General features: G+C 42.5%; 15 protein-coding genes and 3 pseudogenes. 4 read left to right on the top strand and 14 right to left on the bottom strand.

Translation table 11 applies throughout. From position 1 onward, the window contains the following. Positions 1 to 347 precede the first annotated feature (347 nt). Together metH and MKI85_RS00430 are read left to right on the top strand one after the other, a co-directional pair. Positions 348 to 4034, top strand: a complete 3687-nt coding sequence (metH, locus tag MKI85_RS00435; RefSeq protein ID WP_241623930.1) for a methionine synthase — start codon at positions 348 to 350, stop codon at positions 4032 to 4034. A gap of 387 nt (positions 4035 to 4421) precedes the next feature. Then, complete coding sequence (locus MKI85_RS00430; RefSeq protein WP_241623928.1) at positions 4422 to 4820, top strand: hypothetical protein; 399 nt, start codon at positions 4422 to 4424, stop codon at positions 4818 to 4820. Positions 4821 to 4914: 94 nt separating this feature from the next. Here MKI85_RS00430 and MKI85_RS00425 read toward each other — a convergent pair whose 3' ends face one another. The 4 genes and pseudogenes from MKI85_RS00425 to MKI85_RS00410 all read right to left on the bottom strand — a co-directional run bounded on the left by MKI85_RS00425 (position 4915) and on the right by MKI85_RS00410 (position 6509). Continuing rightward, complete coding sequence (locus MKI85_RS00425) at positions 4915 to 5385, bottom strand: hypothetical protein (protein ID WP_241623926.1); 471 nt, start codon at positions 5383 to 5385, stop codon at positions 4915 to 4917. 198 nt (positions 5386 to 5583) lie between these two features. Then, positions 5584 to 5854, bottom strand: a pseudogene (locus tag MKI85_RS00420) (glutaminase); the annotation flags it as partial. Between the two features lie 74 nt (positions 5855 to 5928). Further along, a pseudogene (locus MKI85_RS00415) lies at positions 5929 to 6362 on the bottom strand (peptide deformylase). Between the two features lie 3 nt (positions 6363 to 6365). Next, entirely contained in the window at positions 6366 to 6509 is a 144-nt protein-coding gene (locus MKI85_RS00410) for a hypothetical protein (RefSeq protein ID WP_241624441.1), read from the bottom strand. A 38-nt stretch (positions 6510 to 6547) separates the two neighbouring features. Here MKI85_RS00410 and MKI85_RS00405 point away from each other — a divergent pair, with 38 nt between their 5' ends. After that, on the top strand, positions 6548 to 6751 hold the full coding sequence (locus MKI85_RS00405) for an amino acid transport protein (protein ID WP_241623924.1): 204 nt from the start codon (positions 6548 to 6550) through the stop codon (positions 6749 to 6751). Here MKI85_RS00405 and MKI85_RS00400 read toward each other — a convergent pair. After that, positions 6748 to 7218 (bottom strand): hypothetical protein, encoded by a 471-nt coding sequence (locus MKI85_RS00400; RefSeq protein ID WP_241623922.1) that lies wholly within the window; start codon positions 7216 to 7218, stop codon positions 6748 to 6750. The two genes, MKI85_RS00405 and MKI85_RS00400, sit on opposite strands and share 4 nt — an antisense overlap. A 142-nt stretch (positions 7219 to 7360) precedes the next feature. Next, positions 7361 to 8581 (bottom strand): MFS transporter, encoded by a 1221-nt coding sequence (locus MKI85_RS00395; RefSeq protein WP_241623920.1) that lies wholly within the window; start codon positions 8579 to 8581, stop codon positions 7361 to 7363. Positions 8582 to 8683: 102 nt separating this feature from the next. Between MKI85_RS00395 and MKI85_RS00390 the strand changes: the two genes are divergently transcribed. Beyond that, the gene (locus MKI85_RS00390) at positions 8684 to 9481 is read left to right on the top strand and encodes an AraC family transcriptional regulator (RefSeq protein ID WP_241624418.1); all 798 of its coding nucleotides are present in this window, start codon (positions 8684 to 8686) and stop codon (positions 9479 to 9481) included. 1 nt (position 9482) lies between these two features. Here the strand turns inward: MKI85_RS00390 and def are convergent, their stop codons facing one another. The 8 genes and pseudogenes from def to hutC all read right to left on the bottom strand — a co-directional run bounded on the left by def (position 9483) and on the right by hutC (position 17592). Further along, positions 9483 to 9968: a peptide deformylase gene (gene def / locus MKI85_RS00385; RefSeq protein WP_241623918.1), complete on the bottom strand. Its 486-nt coding sequence runs from the start codon at positions 9966 to 9968 to the stop codon at positions 9483 to 9485. Between the two features lie 258 nt (positions 9969 to 10226). After that, on the bottom strand, positions 10227 to 11147 hold the full coding sequence (hutG, locus tag MKI85_RS00380) for a formimidoylglutamase (protein WP_241623915.1): 921 nt from the start codon (positions 11145 to 11147) through the stop codon (positions 10227 to 10229). 33 nt (positions 11148 to 11180) lie between these two features. Further along, positions 11181 to 12386 (bottom strand): imidazolonepropionase, encoded by a 1206-nt coding sequence (hutI, locus tag MKI85_RS00375; RefSeq protein ID WP_241623914.1) that lies wholly within the window; start codon positions 12384 to 12386, stop codon positions 11181 to 11183. A 49-nt stretch (positions 12387 to 12435) separates the two neighbouring features. Then, positions 12436 to 12639: pseudogene (gene proY, locus MKI85_RS00370) on the bottom strand (proline-specific permease ProY); the annotation flags it as partial. A gap of 92 nt (positions 12640 to 12731) precedes the next feature. Beyond that, complete coding sequence (hutH, locus tag MKI85_RS00365; RefSeq protein WP_241623912.1) at positions 12732 to 14261, bottom strand: histidine ammonia-lyase; 1530 nt, start codon at positions 14259 to 14261, stop codon at positions 12732 to 12734. Positions 14262 to 14348: 87 nt separating this feature from the next. Beyond that, the gene (gene hutU / locus MKI85_RS00360; RefSeq protein ID WP_241623910.1) at positions 14349 to 16025 is read right to left on the bottom strand and encodes a urocanate hydratase; all 1677 of its coding nucleotides are present in this window, start codon (positions 16023 to 16025) and stop codon (positions 14349 to 14351) included. A 236-nt stretch (positions 16026 to 16261) separates the two neighbouring features. Beyond that, the gene (locus tag MKI85_RS00355) at positions 16262 to 16843 is read right to left on the bottom strand and encodes a HutD/Ves family protein (RefSeq protein ID WP_241623907.1); all 582 of its coding nucleotides are present in this window, start codon (positions 16841 to 16843) and stop codon (positions 16262 to 16264) included. After that, positions 16840 to 17592: a histidine utilization repressor gene (gene hutC, locus MKI85_RS00350; RefSeq protein WP_241623905.1), complete on the bottom strand. Its 753-nt coding sequence runs from the start codon at positions 17590 to 17592 to the stop codon at positions 16840 to 16842. The genes MKI85_RS00355 and hutC overlap by 4 nt, the downstream gene beginning before the upstream one ends. Positions 17593 to 17594 lie beyond the last annotated feature (2 nt).

The following is a 17594-nucleotide window of genomic DNA, read 5'->3' as shown; positions in this document are numbered from 1 at the left end:
AACAATTGACCTGTTTTAAATCATTCTGCCCTATCATGGGGATGATTTTTTGCTGTAAATCAGTTTTTTTCAAATACTTATAACAAAAAAATATTTCATCAAAAAAAGTAGTTGATTTTCTGAATTGTAAAAAAAATTATCGACCGACGATAAGCTTTCACCTTGAAAAAGAAATGGATTCATCTTGCCTGTGTAATATTTCATTTCTATGAAAAGTCAATTTAAACCTGTTTTTTTGCATGAATACTGCTAACCCAGCAGTCAAAAAGCTGAATTAAACTCAAAATAAGCCTGAGTTCTGCTAAAATATGCGCCATTTCAAGATTTGTCGTGTATTGGGGTTATTTATGTCCACGCTTACCACCCTTAAACAGCTTCTCGCCGAGCGTATATTGATTATTGATGGTGCAATGGGCACCATGATCCAGCGCCATAAGCTTGAAGAAGAAGATTATCGTGGTGAGCGGTTTGCCGATTGGGCACATGACCTCAAAGGTAACAATGACCTTTTGGTGCTGACTCAGCCGCAAATTATCCAAGGCATTCATGAAGCCTATCTGGATGCGGGTGCAGACATTATTGAAACCAACAGCTTTAACGGCACTCGCGTTTCCATGTCTGACTACCATATGGAAGACTTGGTTCCTGAGATTAACCGTGAAGCGGCACGTTTAGCCAAAGCGGCTTGTGAAAAGTATTCAACGCCAGACAAGCCTCGTTTTGTAGCGGGCGTATTGGGACCTACATCGCGTACCTGCTCTATTTCACCGAATGTAAATGACCCTGCGTTCCGTAACATTACCTTTGATGAACTAAAAGAAAACTATATCGAAGCAACGCATGCGTTGATTGAAGGTGGTTCGGACATCATCCTGATTGAAACCGTGTTTGACACCTTGAACTGTAAAGCAGCGATCTTTGCGGTGAAGGAAGTGTTCAAGCAAATTGGTCGTGAACTGCCAATCATGATTTCGGGCACCATTACCGATGCCTCTGGTCGTACCTTAACAGGTCAAACGGCTGAAGCGTTCTGGAACTCAGTACGTCATGGTGACTTGCTGTCGATTGGTTTTAACTGTGCCTTGGGTGCAGATGCCATGCGTCCACACATCAAGACCATTGCAGATGTTGCAGATACCTTTGTCTCTGCGCATCCAAACGCAGGTTTGCCAAATGCTTTTGGTGAATATGATGAAACCCCAGAGCAAACAGCGGCTTTCTTAAAAGAATTTGCTGAAAGCGGTTTGATTAACATCACCGGTGGTTGCTGTGGTACCACGCCAGACCACATTCGTGCCATTTACAATGCCGTGAAAGACATTAAGCCACGTCAAGTGCCTGAAACCGTACCTGCGTGCCGTTTAAGTGGTTTAGAACCGTTTAACATTTACGATCACTCACTATTTGTGAACGTGGGTGAACGTACCAACGTCACAGGTTCGAAAAAGTTCCTGCGTTTAATTCGTGAAGAAAACTTTGCTGAAGCTTTAGAAGTTGCGCAACAACAGGTTGAAGCAGGCGCGCAGATCATCGACATCAACATGGATGAAGGTATGCTCGATTCGCAAACTGCGATGGTGCATTTCTTAAATCTCGTTGCCTCTGAGCCTGATATTTCACGTGTGCCGATCATGATTGACTCATCTAAATGGGAAATCATTGAAGCAGGTTTGAAATGCGTGCAAGGTAAACCTGTTGTCAACTCAATTTCCTTAAAAGAAGGTTATGACGAGTTTGTCGAAAAAGCTCGCCTTTGCCGTCAATATGGTGCTGCCATTATTGTGATGGCATTTGACGAAGTCGGTCAGGCAGATACTGCTGCGCGTAAGCGTGAAATCTGTAAGCGTTCTTATGACATCTTAGTCAATGAAATTGGCTACCCTGCTGAAGACATTATTTTTGACCCGAACGTATTTGCGGTAGCAACAGGGATTGAAGAACACAACAACTATGCTGTGGACTTTATTGAAGCAACAGGTTGGATCAAACAAAACTTACCACATGCCATGATTTCAGGTGGTGTGTCGAACGTATCTTTCTCCTTCCGTGGCAATGAACCTGTACGTGAAGCGATTCACTCGGTATTCCTTTACCATGCCATCAAACAAGGCATGACCATGGGGATTGTGAACGCAGGCCAAATGGCGATTTATGATGACATCCCACAAGAACTGAAAGATGCGGTTGAAGATGTTGTCTTGAACCAGAACCAAGGTGAATCAGGTCAAAATGCAACTGAGAAATTACTCGAAGTTGCTGAAAAATTCCGTGGTCACAGCGGTGCACAGCGTGAAGCAGAAAACCTTGAATGGCGTAATGAATCGGTTGAAAAACGTCTTGAATATGCCTTAGTCAAAGGCATCACCACGTATATTGATGAAGATACCGAAGAAGCACGTCTCAAAGCCAAGCGTCCTCTAGATGTAATTGAAGGCGCCTTGATGGATGGCATGAACGTGGTCGGTGACTTGTTCGGTTCGGGCAAAATGTTCTTACCACAAGTAGTGAAATCTGCACGTGTAATGAAACAAGCCGTTGCTTGGCTGAATCCGTACATCGAAGCGGAAAAAACGGGCAGCCAGTCTAAAGGTAAAGTGTTGATGGCGACCGTAAAAGGCGACGTACACGATATTGGTAAAAATATTGTGGGCGTGGTCCTTGGCTGTAATGGTTACGATATTGTTGACCTTGGCGTAATGGTGCCTGCCGAGAAGATCTTGCAAACCGCGATTGATGAGAAATGTGACATCATCGGGTTGTCGGGTTTGATCACTCCATCTTTGGATGAAATGGTGTTTGTTGCCAAAGAAATGCAACGTAAAGGCTTCAACATTCCATTGTTGATTGGTGGTGCGACCACATCTAAAGCGCATACCGCAGTGAAAATTGACCCGCAATATTCAAATGATGCGGTGATTTATGTGGCTGATGCATCGCGTGCGGTGGGTGTAGCAACCACCCTGCTTTCGAAAGAAATGCGTGGCAACTTTATTGCAGAACAGCGTGCTGAATATGCCAAAATTCGTGAACGTTTAGCCAACAAGCAACCGAAAGCTGCGAAACTGAGCTATACAGAATCGGTTGAAAATGGCTTTAAGATTGATGACAACTATGTACCACCAAAGCCAAATGCTTTAGGTACGCAAGTCATTACCAACTATCCATTGGCGACACTGGTTGAATATTTTGACTGGACTCCGTTCTTTATTTCTTGGAGCTTGGCGGGTAAATTCCCGAAAATCCTAGAAGATGAAGTGGTCGGTGAAGCTGCAACTGATTTGTACAACCAAGCGCAAGCGATGCTCAAAGACATTATCGACAATAATCGTTTCGATGCGCGTGCAGTGTTTGGTTTATACCCTGCACAACGTACAGGTGCAGATACGGTCAGCGTGTTTGATGAAGCAGGTCAGCAAGTTACTCATACTTTCGAACATTTACGTCAGCAGTCTGACAAAGTGACAGGCAAACCAAACTTGTCTTTGGCCGACTACATTAAGCCGACAACGACTCAGCAAGATTATTTGGGCGGCTTTACCGTGTCAATTTTCGGTGCGGAAGAGTTGGCAAACGAATATAAAGCCAAAGGTGATGACTACTCTGCGATCTTGGTTCAGTCTTTAGCGGATCGTTTTGCTGAAGCTTTTGCCGAGCACTTACACGAGCGTATTCGTAAAGAGTTCTGGGGCTATAAAGCTGATGAAACCTTGAGTAATGACGAACTGATTAAAGAGAAGTATGTCGGTATTCGTCCTGCACCAGGCTACCCTGCTTGCCCTGAACATTCTGAAAAAGCGGCATTGTTCGACTGGTTAGGTTCTGAAGCGAAAATTGGGACCAAGTTAACTGAACATTTCGCGATGATGCCGCCTTCTTCTGTCAGTGGTTTCTATTATTCGCACCCTGAAAGTGAATACTTTAACGTGGGCAAGATTTCTCAAGATCAGCTTGAGGATTATGCGAAGCGTAAGGGTTGGTCACTGGATGTGGCAAAACGTTGGTTAGCACCGAATTTAGATGATTCGATTGCTTAAGCGATAAAGAAAATCCCCTCATTGGAGGGGATTTTTTATATCAATCAAAATTAAATATTGTAGAAGCTATGTACATAAGATATCAGCTTCTAAATGGATTTAACCCATTAATAAAACTGTTTTTACGTTATTAACTTGAAAGCTTAATTTTTTAAATTTTAGGAATTGTAGTAAAATTTAATATTCATAGAATTCGCCCCCATTCAATTTTAAATGATTATAGATTCAAAATTAAATCAAGAACATAAAAAGAACCTAGCAACTATTATTGCTTTCATCTTTATAGCATTCCTTCTTCTCATAATGTCTTTAAGCATTCATAAACTTCTCATACCCAATAAGATAATTAAAATAACACCGCATCAGCATCTCGAAACAGATAAGCACATGAGTTATGAATTCAGTATTAGAAAATTTAATAAATTAGATACGATATTCATCACTGAAAATCAAAAAAGAATCTATCTTTTTGACTGTTCAAGCTATTTGGAAACTATCTGTACTCATGATCAAGACAAAGCTCTAAACCATCAAATAAAAAAAGCAGATATTATAAAAATAAACGATAAATTTATGATTAAAAATATAATTTGGGTTGACTCTGTTGCCAAAAGGGAATTTCAACATAAATGGGAAGACCGCCAGCTCATGAAATTATATGAAGCTAAAAGTAAAGTCTCTTATGTAACTATAGCTATCTTCTTAGCGTTCAGTTGTGGAGGAGTTTTTATGATCTTTTGGGGTCATATCTATAAGTTTATTTTAAAAAAACTCAACTATCTCTGACTCACTTCTGCCGCCTCTAAAATATATTTTAAATTGGCTAAAACACTCATATTTCAGCCATTAATCTATTTCTATACTTACCATTCTCAAAAAATTAACAATCATCAAAGAACAATTTATATTTTAGAAGTTTTCCATCTTTAAAGACGAACTCTATAGAATCATTTCCACTTTCAGCAAGCCCACTATAAACAACATTCTTGTTTTCAGTGTCTATCCACAATTCATATTTTTTAAATTGTTGCATAAAATTCTTTTGATCTACTCCACCACGAATTTTTTGACTGTGAAACAGTAGTTCATTATTTTGACTTAAATAAACTTCTTTAATAACGCCCGTATCTAAAATTTTAAAACTGCCATAATCGTACTCATCAGGGAAATAACCACCATTACATTCATCTAGTTTCCCTTTAATGACACTTTTCGGCTTACCTAATGAACGTATAGGCACCTCCCAATTACTGTAAATTTTGCCCTGAATAATAGGTTGTACAAATGGAGCTGCAAAAAGTGACTGCGAAACCATACAGATCAACGCTAAACCAAGTATTTTATTCTTCATTCTAAATATTCTTCATAAACCAAGATGCCCAGTATAAATAAACTTTTAATTAAATTCGCCCTGAAAGCGACAGTCCATCTAACTATATTTAGCGCGATTTTAAACCTTACTCAGGTAAAACATCTCAATCATTTAGAACCTATATCATTGAAATATAGGTTCAATGTCTTACAGCTCTTTATGCTTTTCAATCAAATCCTAAAGATTTTGATAAACATGCAAGACTCGATCTTTGTGCATTTTTGCGTGATCCAAATGCTGTGCGGGATCAACCCAAAATAAGCTATGACATCATCAGTCACATCATCAATCCCTTCCAGAAACATCCGTTTTCCGACATCATGAATCAGTCAAATCTTGGTTAAATCAATTCAATGGCACTTTTATATACAGATTCACATGGTGAAGTTCATAACAATATTTCCGCTTTAGTAATTTTCAACACTCTACGAAGTACATACTCACTTAATCAAACATTTCCAGCTCGATATCCAAAGCATCTATAACATGCATCCAATAATAAAAATTGGATAATAAGTATTACTAAATCAACCTGTCCAAAAATAACACACCATTTAAATGAGCAACTTCATGCTGAACAAGACGTGCAGGAAAACCCTCACAACCACTTCACCTTGTAAAGTGTAATAACGCACTTTGACTACTTGTGCTCTTTCCACCTCTCCACGTTCATTTGGCACACTCAAATCCCCTTCTTCACCCAAACAAGTCGCTTGAGAAAACTCTATAATCTCAAGGTTCACCATCACTACTGGATCCATTTCAAGGGCATCTGGATAATAAGGATTAGCACTAGAAGCGACAATAATCACTCGCTTAGAGATATAAACTTGCGGAGCTATAATCCCTAAACCATTACACTCAAGCATGGTGGCGTGCATCGCATAAGCCAGTTGCAATAACCACTCACTATTGAACTCTCCATGAGCAACCGCTGGCGCTTTAATTTTTAAAATTTGCTAACGGCGTAATCTTTGCCATAGCCATTGTTCTGCATCGGTCATATTGCTACGCAAATCACGCGATGGAAGTTTTAAGTTCTTGTTATAAAGTTGCATCATGGCACTCTTAGTTTTTATATCTTCTTTTAACAATCCTGGCATAATATCTACCAGAGAATTACAATGCACGAAATATCATCATGAACACTACCCAACTCTTTCTAGGCGTAATCTTTAGCTCAATTGGTTTAGGCTATTTTCTTTATGGCAAAAAACAAAAAATGACCATGCCCTTTGTTGCAGGTCTGATTTTGATGGTTTTTCCTTATTTTATAGAAAGCAATGTTTTGCTCAGTGGCATTGGTATTTTACTGTCTGTCATTCCCTATTTTTTACGTTTTTAAAGTGACTTAGCCGTTTCAAGCGACTCGACGAACGTTATGTCGACCACATTCCAGTGATGCATCATCTCGCGTAAAAATATAAAGTAAACCAGACTGAATACGCCCTGCTCAGCTACTTTACACACATAATATTCCCGACACTCAAGAAATGCATTAAAGCCACTTTCAAGCTGTACACGACTTATACTGTACTGATTTGGGAAAAATAAACTCAGAACTTGCTGAAATAAAGCATCCGTACTGATTGCACTTTTGGGTTGGGCATACTGGACGGGAACCGATTCTAATATTTCTTCAATCACATAAATCATCAGTTCAATCGCAAGTTCATCCAGTACCCCATGACGCATACTGTTCGCCTGAATAAAACCTAAGCCTTTATTGACCTGAAAATGCTGCCCATCAATATCAAAGCGGAGTTGTTCCAAACCTAAAGTGAATCTTAAGTGAGTATCGGAATCAGTCATGGCATTCATCCTCCAGAATTAAAGCGCTCAATCCAACATTGAATTGTTTTTTGGATTACAATGAACAGCCAAAAGAAAAACGCGCTATCTTATTCTTCTCATAAGATAGCGCGTCTGAATGTAAAGTTCTGCTGTAATCAGTTTAATTTGCTTGGGTCTTCGGTAAAAAGGCGGTAGCAAACCCGAGTAAAGGTAACAAAGAGCACACACCAAACACCCATTCAATGCCGTTTAAGTCAGCCAAATAGCCCAGCCCTGCTGCGGCAATCCCGCTCACGCCAAACATTAAGCCGAACATTAAACCTGCAATCATACCGACTCGACCTGGCACAGCTTCTTGCGCATACACCACCATGGCAGCAAAGGCAGAAGACAACACCAAACCAGTCATGACCGACAGCACCGTAGTCCAGAACAGATTGGCAAAGGGCATCATTAAAGCGAACGGTGCCATGCCAACAAAAGACACCCATATCACCGCTTTACGTCCAATTTTGTCGCCAATCGGTCCACCTGCAAAGGTTCCCAATGCCACCGCAGCCAAGAAGGCAAACAGATGTAACTGTGCCGATTGCAGACTGATCTGGAATTTATGCATCAAGTAAAAAGTAAAATAATTACTAATACTGGCAATATAGGTAAATTTGGCAAACATCAACACACAGATGGTCGAGAGTGCAATCACCAACTGACGTCCATGCAATTTGCTTTGCACCTGTTGTGCCTTGGCAGCCAATTGTTTTTTACTGTGGTTGATGCTCCAACGGCTCACGCCGAACAACACCCAAATGGCAAGCAAGGCAAACACAATCAACAACGCCACTGCATGTTGTCCAAACGGCACAATAATCAGTGCCGCCAACAACGGTCCAATCGCAGTACCTGTATTGCCGCCCACCTGAAAGGTCGATTGTGCCGTACCAAAGCGCCCGCCCGATGCCATTCGTGCCACGCGCGAAGCTTCTGGGTGGAAAGTGGATGAGCCAACGCCAATCAGAGCCGACCCAATCAGCAGTACCGTAAAACTCGGTGAAAATGCTAACAATAAAATCCCGCTCAAGGTCACCAGCATGCCGAGCGGCAACAAATACGGTTTGGGATGTTTATCGGTATATAGCCCAATCCAAGGTTGTAACAATGAACCCGTAATTTGATAGACCAATGAAATGAGTCCAACTTGGGCAAAACTCAGCGAGAAATTGGTTTTCAGCATCGGATAGATCGCAGGCAGAACCGCTTGAATCAAATCATTCAGTAAATGTGCCAGTGCCACTGCACCGACAATTTTTACAATCATGCCTTGTGGCTGAAGACTTGTCACAGCTTCATCCATGCTTTCCTTCGCCTGCATTGAAGACGTCATAGCTGAAAAACTCCAATCATTGATATTTCAAGCAATATTGTAAAATGTCATTCATAGCGTTATCTTCCAATAATCCCTGTCTAAGTGACAAATTTCATGAAAATTTCAGATTCACTGATTGAAACGGAAATGTCTGAACTGGTGATTGGACGTTCCTCTGAGCATAATTACCGAGATATTACCCCTGCTCATCATCATTCACGAGCACAGTTTCTCTATGCCTCAACAGGGATTATTCAAGTGTTTACCCCAAAGCATGTCTGGCTGATTCCGCCAATGTGCGCGCTCTGGATTCCTGCCTATGTAGAACATAGTGTAAGGTCACTAAGTCGGGTCAAAATGAATACGGCACTGGTCGAAGCCCAAGCCGCGTCAGTCTTGGGTCAGCAGTGTTTTATTATTCGAGTCACCAAGTTATTGCATGAACTGCTGATTCGTTTAAATGCGATTGAGCACATTCCTGCATCCGAATTACTCAGTTCTGATGAGCTTTCTCGTGCATTACAAATTCTGATTTTTGATGAAATTCAGAAAGCCAATTCGCTTCCGATTCAGATTCCGTGGCCGCAGGACAAACGCCTGATGAGCATTTGCCAAGCGCTGTTACAAGCACCGGAACATCATAAAGCCTTAAACACGTGGGCAGATGAAATTGGCACCAGTTCAAGAACCCTGATGCGGATGTTTCAAAAGGAAACCGGGCTGTCCTATCGGGCATGGTTGCAACAAGTACACATTGCCCAAGCCTTGAGTAAAATTGCCAGTGGCGAATCGATTGCACAGATCTCGGAGTCGCTGGGTTACACCAACCCCAGTGCCTTCAGTGCCATGTTCAAGCGACATTTGGGACAAACACCGCAGCAATTTAAATATAAAGACGCGTACAACAATGCTGAATAGCTTAGGCAGTCAATCGATCGACAAATAAAATCCCATTTAAATGATCAATTTCATGCTGCACAATCCGTGCGGGAAACCCTTCGAACACGGTTTCCATGACATCACCTGCTAGGGTGTGATAAAGCACTTTAATGCTTTGTGCACGCTCGACCTGAGCACGTTCATCGGGCACACTTAAACAGCCTTCTTCCCCAAAACACGTGGCTTCGGAAAATTCTAGAATCTGCGGATTGAGCATTACCACCGCATCCATTTCAGGCGCATCCGGATAGCGTGGATTAGAACGCGAAGCCACAATAATAACTTGTTTGGAAATATACAGTTGTGGTGCCGCAATACCTACCCCATTGCGTTCTAGCATGGTGGCGTGCATGGCAGATGCTAATTGCAGAAGCCAATCACTATTAAATTCGCTTTCAGCAACAGGTGCAGCTTTCAGCTTTAATATGTCTTCTCCACGTTGTGCTACGGGTAAAATCACGCTCATACACTGTTCCTAAAGTCGCAACTCAATCATGGTTTAAAACCTATTCTGAACTAATTATGCACAAAATGAAATCCGCAGTTTGATGATGGATTTCGATGCTTTATGTATTCTTGTGCAGCCTTTGGCAATGTTATGAATCTATTTCAAAGATAAAAACCAAATACACACCCGCATAAAAAATCGCCCAGCTTTTAAAGATGAGCGATTTCAAGAAAACTTACTGCAAGCGCAGAACAGCTAGATTCAAATCAAATGCGTTTAATCAAATAGATAGTTAAAAATCAGATAGGCTGCGAGTTTGGCGGTTCTGTTATCCAAATCAAACTGCGGATTGCACTCCGCCACATCAAACACCCGAATTTTTCCAGTCTTTTTAATCGCTTGAAATAAAGGTTCAAAGACATTCAAATCAATGCCTTTCACCGCAGGGGCGCTGACCCCAGGCGCAATGCTGGCATGAAAAACATCTAAATCAATGGTCACGTACAGCACATCGACTTTCGTCATAAAGGCTTGAACTTTCTCAATCAAGCTAGGCAATTGAGCGACTTGTAAGTCGTGATCATAAATATAGTCACACTGCAAACGATCCGCGGTATCAAACAACACTTTGGTATTGGCATGTTTGGCAACACCAATACACAAATAATGAAAATCTTGCTGATGTTGTGCCGAAAGTTGTGCTGCATTTAAAAATGGCGTACCCGAGGTCACCTGCTCGGCTTCGCGCAGGTCAAAATGCGCGTCAAAATTGATGATGCCAATTTTTTGCTGTGGTTGATGTTGTTGCACATACTGAAACAATCCCGAGAAGCTACCAAAAGCAACTTCGTGACCACCACCCAGCACAATCGGCTTCATGCCTTTTTCCAAACAGTTTTGTACTGCATTAGCCAAAGCTGCTTGTGCCTGTTCCAACTGACCCTGCTCACAAATGACATTACCCAAATCTTGCAAGGTCATGCTTTGATGTACGGGCAAATTCGCCAATTGTGCACGAATCGCATTGGGGGCTTCTGCCGCGCCAATTCGTCCCTTATTGCGTTTTACCCCTTCATCTGAACTAAAACCAATCAGGGCATATTCAGCCTTTGGATGACGATTGATGATTTGGTGAATACGTAAATGTTCCTCCCCATCCCCATCATGTCGACCTTGCCATGTAAAGTTTGCATTCATTTTACTTACTCTATTTCATATAGGGTCATTGGTTTAGAATTGAACTTCTGTACCATGTTGGATAATACGTTTCGGTAAATCGCCACTTAACCAATAAACAATTTCTGATGGATGCTCGATATCCCAAGCCACAAAGTCCGCGACTTTGCCCTGCTCTAGGCTGCCATGTGTATCTTGTAAGCCCAATGCTTGTGCAGCGTGAATAGTCACTCCTGCCAAAGCCTGTTCAGGGGTTAAACGGAATAAGGTACTGCCCATATTCAGCATTAAGCGCAATGACAATGCAGGTGATGTGCCTGGATTCAAATCACTGGATAAGGCAATACGCACCCCATGTTCCAGTAGGCTTTGCATCGGTGGCAATTGGGTTTCTCTTAACAGATAGAATGCCCCCGGCAATAACACCGCGACCGTGCCTGCAGCTGCCATGGCTTTCACATCATCTTCGGTCATATATTCCAAATGATCTGCCGAAAGCGCGTGATAACGTGCAGCTAGACTTGAACCACCCAAGGCAGACAATTGTTCAGCATGCAGTTTCACTGGCAGGTTCAAAGCTTGGGCTGCTTTAAACACGCGTTCTACTTGTTCTGGTGAAAAAGCTAAATATTCACAAAAAGCATCGACCGCATCGACCAGACCTTCGGCATGTAGTTTAGGCAACATCTCGGTACAAATGTGCTCAATATAGGCATCACTTTGATCTTTATATTCAGGCGGTAAAGCATGTGCTGCTAAGCAGGTGCTTTTCACCGTCATCGGTAATACTTCTGCCACCTGTCGAATCACACGCAGCATTTTGCGCTCATTGACATAGTCCAGCCCATAGCCAGACTTGATTTCAATGGTGGTGACCCCATCTCGTTGCATGCAACGAATGCGCTTTAACGCTGAAGCCAATAGTTGTTCTTCTGTCGCTTCACGGGTTGCACGCACAGTACTGGCAATACCGCCTCCACTAGCTGCAATTTCAGCATAACTCACACCTTGCAAACGTTTTTCAAACTCTACGCTGCGGTTGCCACCAAAAACACTGTGGGTATGACAATCGATTAAACCCGGCGTTACCCAGGCACCATTCAGGTCGATTCTTTCGGCATAATCATCCTCAGGTAGATCTTGCTCAGCGCCAATCCAGTGAATGTGCTGTCCAGAAGTGACCATGGCTGCCTGTTCAATACTGGAATATTGTCCATTTTGCATGGTTGCAATGTGGCAGTTGTGCCAAAGTTTTTTCATTCGTCATTCCTCAAACGACCCAAGCGTGACAAATTGGGTCGCATCGTGTTTAGCTTTCCATTTCAAGGTTATTTGGTAAGTCTTGCTGCTCAACTTTGACTGTATTTTGCTTTGGTTTCACCCAAGTGATGTCAGCAATCCACAGTAAAAACAGCCAGCCAGCACCCACATTAATTGCAGGACGGGCAACTGGGAAATACCCCATCTTCGCTACAATGAACAGCATGAATACAATGGCAAATGCTGGAGCATAATAATGCCTGTTGTGACATTCTTATCTCCAATCCTTGAGGAAATTTATTAAGTTACGGCCACATCATGTGGCCGTATTTGTTCATCACATTTTTACAAACTTGGTAATAACTCTGGTAGAAGCAATTCATTTAAACAGCCACTTGCCAATAATTCACTCGCCTGTTCAATGTCTGGAGCAAAGAAGCGGTCTTCACTGTAATACGGTACTTGGTCACGTAAAATTTTACGTGCAAGCTCGAGTTTAGGTGAGCTTTTTAAGCCTTCACGGAAGTCCAAGCCCTGACATGCCCCTAGCCATTCCACCGCCAAAATGCCACGCACGTTATCTGCCATGTACCACAAACGTTTACCCGCATTTGGTGCCATAGAAACGTGGTCTTCTTGGTTGGCAGACGTCGGTAAACTGTCCACACTTGCAGGATGCGCCAAAGCTTTGTTATCACTTGCTAAAGCTGCCGCAGTAACTTGTGCAATCATGAAGCCTGAGTTTACACCACCGTTTGCCACCAAGAATGGCGGAAGTTGTGACATATGACGGTCCATCATCATCGAAATACGACGTTCAGAAAGTGAACCAATTTCTGCAATCGCCAAAGCTAAATTATCTGCCGCCATTGCTACAGGTTCAGCGTGGAAGTTCCCCCCTGAAATCACATCCCCTTCAACAGCAAATACCAATGGGTTATCCGAGACTGCATTGGATTCAATTTCTAACACTTCAGCGGCTTGACGAATTTGGGTTAAACACGCACCCATCACCTGTGGTTGGCAACGGAGTGAGTATGGATCTTGAACCTTGCTACAATCTTCATGAGAGTGCGCAATTTCACTCGATTCAGTCAATAAATCACGATAAGCCGCTGCAACATCAATCTGACCACGCTGACCACGCACCGCATGGATACGCGCATCGAATGGAGCACGAGAACCCAGCATTGCTTCTACGCTTAAACCACCACAAACAGTTGCCGCAGCAAATAAATCTTCTGCTTCAAATAAACCGCGTAAGGCATAAGCTGTCGATACTTGCGTACCATTTAATAATGCTAAACCTTCTTTAGCCGCCAATGAAATTGGCTCTAAGCCAGCAATTTTCAGTGCTTCAACCGCTGGTAACCATTCGCCTTTATAACGTGCTTTGCTTTCGCCCAGTAATACCAAAGACATGTGTGCCAATGGTGCCAAGTCACCTGATGCACCCACTGAGCCTTTTAGTGGGATATGCGGATACACTTCTGCATTGATTAAAGCCAAAATGGCATCAATCACTTTACGACGAATGCCTGAAAAACCACGTGCCAAGCTATTCGCTTTCAGCAACATAATTAAACGTACCATCGCATCATCAAGTGGTTCACCCACACCCGCCGCATGCGAAAGTACCAATGAACGTTGCAACTGCTCTAAATCTTCTGGTGCAATTTTCGTAGATGCCAGTAAACCAAAACCGGTATTGATGCCGTAAGCAGTCCGTCCTTCATTCACAATTTTTTCGACAACCGCCACACTAGCCTCAATGGCTGGCGCTGCGCTTTCATCCAGTTTGACTTTAATCGGATTTAAATAGGCATGGCGAAGTTCTGCGAGAGTAAGTTTGCCTGGTTGAATTAAAAGTTCCATTTTGGCGTCCTGTAATGCTTAATATTTTTGTATTACGATGCTTTTATCTTGGTGAAAAAGCATCGTAACTAATGTTCAAGAATGATGTTATTTAGTGATCATTGGCAAGTGTAACCCTTGCTCTTTTGCGCAGTCGATTGCAATGTCATAACCAGCATCTGCATGACGCATCACGCCAGTTGCTGGATCATTAGTCAATACACGTGCAATACGCGCTGCTGCTTCATCCGTACCATCACATACAATTACTACACCTGAATGTTGCGAGAAGCCCATGCCGACACCACCGCCATGATGTAACGACACCCAAGTTGCACCACCCGCTGTATTTAACAAGGCATTCAGTAAAGGCCAGTCTGATACTGCATCTGAACCATCTTGCATTGCTTCAGTTTCACGATTCGGACTAGATACCGAACCCGAGTCCAAATGGTCACGACCAATTACGATTGGCGCAGAAAGCTCACCACTACGTACCATTTCATTAAATGCCAGACCGAGTTTTGCACGTAAGCCTAGACCGACCCAGCAAATACGTGCTGGTAAACCTTGAAAGTTGATACGTTCACGTGCCATGTCTAACCAACGGTGTAAATGTTCATCATCAGGAATCAATTCTTTAACTTTGGCATCTGTTTTGTAGATGTCTTCAGGGTCACCTGAAAGTGCCACCCAACGGAATGGACCTACGCCACGGCAGAACAATGGACGAATATACGCTGGAACAAAGCCTGGGAAATCAAAAGCGTTTTCTACGCCTTCATCTTGTGCCATTTGACGAATGTTGTTGCCATAGTCAAAAGTTGGTACGCCCATTTTTTGGAAATCCAACATGGCTTGTACGTGTTTTGCCATCGATTGTTTCGCTGCTTTTACTACAGCTTCAGGCTCAGTTTTCGCACGTTGGCGATATTCTTCCCATGTCCAACCAATTGGCAAGTAACCATTCAGTGGGTCATGTGCACTGGTTTGATCCGTCACCATATCTGGATGAACACCACGACGAACCAATTCAGGTAAAATTTCTGCTGCATTACCGTGTAAAGCAATCGAAATCGCTTTACCTTCTTTGGTGTATTTTTCAATACGCGCTAAAGCATCATCTAAATCCGTCGCTTGCTCATCGACATAGCGAGTGCGTAAACGAAAATCGATGCTCGCCTGTTGGCATTCGATATTGAGTGAGCATGCGCCTGCAAGAGTTGCTGCTAATGGCTGCGCACCGCCCATACCCCCTAAACCAGCAGTTAACACCCAACGACCTGTTAAGTCACCGTTGTAGTGTTGGCGACCTGCTTCAACAAAAGTTTCATAAGTACCTTGTACAATGCCTTGGCTACCAATATAGATCCACGAACCTGCGGTCATTTGACCGTACATAGCCAAGCCTTTGGCATCAAGTTCGTTAAAGTGTTCCCAGTTAGCCCAATGTGGCACCAAGTTTGAGTTGGCAATCAAAACACGTGGCGCATCTTTATGCGTTTTAAATACACCGACTGGTTTGCCCGATTGCACCAATAAGGTTTCGTCATCTTCTAAATTTTTCAAAGTTTCAACGATTTTGTCAAAGCATTCCCAGTTACGCGCAGCACGACCAATACCGCCATAAACCACCAATTCTTTTGGATTTTCTGCAACATCAGGATCAAGATTATTCATTAACATTCGCAGTGGTGCTTCAGTTAACCAGCTTTTCGCATTCAGTTTTGTACCGCGTGGTGCGCGAATTTCTACATCACGAAATTTTGTTGTTGCTGCTGTCACAATCGGACTCCTTCCTTTAATTTTTTCAGCAGATTTGTTCTGCCTTATCTGTACAATAATGTACTAACTTGTATATACATCCATATACTATACAAAACAAAATGATTGAAAAGATGCTTTTTAATATTTTTTATCAAAATTAAAATAACCATATGTATTTATTGGTTTTATTTTTTATAAAAATAAAAAAACACATACAACCACAAATTGTATGTGTTTCATTGACACAGAATAGATCATATTTTCGTGAGTTCAATCAGACAACATTGCCGCAAAGTCGACCTTGGCAATATAAGGTGTTTCACGTTTATATTGGAATGAAGATAGAGGCTATGTTGTTGCCCAAGCTGGAAAATTTTACCATCGATACGGACGGCTAAAGGTTCTACACTTGGGTTAAAAATGAAGATGATATCTGCCGAGGAAAAAAATTCAGTCGCTTCATGACTGACAACCCATTGGTAACGGGCAGCATAGCGCTCGGGCTGATAGATTAAATTAAAATCTCGGATGGGATCTTCCAATAGTTCACAACTGACCATACTGTCTCCACTAAAGGGGAGCGACTGCAAGGTCTGAAGGGTATGACGTTCTCCATCGACCTGTAAGGCAATACCTGCGCCCTCTAATACAGTCAGTATGCGCTGCATGCCTTGAAATGGGGAAAATGCACCTGATGTAGTGACATCTGCCATGGAAATGCGCCAATCAAATTCAGCCAGATTTTCCCCTGTACTGCGTGCCAGTTCTAAGGTGTAGCCTGCCCCATTTTTCCAGCGCATTTTTCGGTAGTCGCTTGGCGTGAGCAACTGAATCATGGGGTAAATTTACCTTCCAGATAATAACGACTGCCCGGATAAATCAGTCGGGCACTGGAGATGAGTTGTTTATTCGACCATGTGCGACGACGAATCAATAAACAAGGTTCTGTTTTATTGATTTTCAGCCATTTGCATTCTTGTGCAGCAGCTTGAATGGCGGTAACCACATGCTCACCTTCCGTTGCAGGGGCTTTCGACATTAAATAAGCATTTGGGGTGATTTTAGTAAAATCTTGGCTTAAATAATCCGAAATAATGTTCGGATCAACCAAGCGGTCTTCAATCTGTACAGGTACATTATTTTCATAATGCACAATAATCGAATGAAAGAGTTTCTGACCTTCTCGCACCTGCATCAACAGGCTTTGTTCAGGGTTGGCTTGGATTTGTTCCAGTACCAACACTTCGGCATGATGCTTGTGGTTACGGGCAATAATTTCATCCGCAATATTGTTAATCTGAAATAATGCGGTACGCCCCTGACCTTCGGCGACAAAAGAACCCACGCCTTGAATTCGAACCAATAAGCCTTCAGTGGTCAGTTCACGTAAAGCACGATTCACAGTCATGCGACTACAGCCCAGCAAATTCACCAATTCACTTTCAGAAGGAATCTTTTTATTGACTGCCCATGTGCCTTCATAGATTTTCTGCGAAATCATTTGTTTGACACGTAAATATAAGGGTACTGGACTATCATCTTGTAAAGACAATTCTAAATCGTGTTGTGTCTTCCCTCTTGGCATTT

The sequence above is a fragment of the Acinetobacter zhairuonensis genome (genome assembly GCF_022601715.1).
Taxonomy (GTDB): domain Bacteria; phylum Pseudomonadota; class Gammaproteobacteria; order Pseudomonadales; family Moraxellaceae; genus Acinetobacter.
The sequence above is the reverse complement of the archived record's forward strand: the minus strand, read 5'-3'. Positions and strand labels throughout refer to the sequence as shown.

Excerpts from the sequence above, each read along its gene's own strand:
- hutH (WP_241623912.1), bottom strand. The coding sequence starts at position 14,261 with ATGGAACTTTTAATTCAACCAGGCAAACTTACTCTCGCAGAACTTCGC.
- MKI85_RS00400 (WP_241623922.1), bottom strand. The coding sequence starts at position 7,218 with ATGACTGATTCCGATACTCACTTAAGATTCACTTTAGGTTTGGAACAA.
- MKI85_RS00430 (WP_241623928.1), top strand. The coding sequence starts at position 4,422 with ATGAGTTATGAATTCAGTATTAGAAAATTTAATAAATTAGATACGATA.
- hutG (WP_241623915.1), bottom strand. The coding sequence starts at position 11,147 with ATGAATGCAAACTTTACATGGCAAGGTCGACATGATGGGGATGGGGAG.
- MKI85_RS00425 (WP_241623926.1), bottom strand. The coding sequence starts at position 5,385 with ATGAAGAATAAAATACTTGGTTTAGCGTTGATCTGTATGGTTTCGCAG.
- MKI85_RS00405 (WP_241623924.1), top strand. The coding sequence starts at position 6,548 with ATGAACACTACCCAACTCTTTCTAGGCGTAATCTTTAGCTCAATTGGT.
- def (WP_241623918.1), bottom strand. The coding sequence starts at position 9,968 with ATGAGCGTGATTTTACCCGTAGCACAACGTGGAGAAGACATATTAAAG.
- MKI85_RS00410 (WP_241624441.1), bottom strand. The coding sequence starts at position 6,509 with ATGCCAGGATTGTTAAAAGAAGATATAAAAACTAAGAGTGCCATGATG.
- hutC (WP_241623905.1), bottom strand. The coding sequence starts at position 17,592 with ATGCCAAGAGGGAAGACACAACACGATTTAGAATTGTCTTTACAAGAT.
- hutI (WP_241623914.1), bottom strand. The coding sequence starts at position 12,386 with ATGAAAAAACTTTGGCACAACTGCCACATTGCAACCATGCAAAATGGA.
- metH (WP_241623930.1), top strand. The coding sequence starts at position 348 with ATGTCCACGCTTACCACCCTTAAACAGCTTCTCGCCGAGCGTATATTG.
- MKI85_RS00355 (WP_241623907.1), bottom strand. The coding sequence starts at position 16,843 with ATGATTCAGTTGCTCACGCCAAGCGACTACCGAAAAATGCGCTGGAAA.
- MKI85_RS00395 (WP_241623920.1), bottom strand. The coding sequence starts at position 8,581 with ATGACGTCTTCAATGCAGGCGAAGGAAAGCATGGATGAAGCTGTGACA.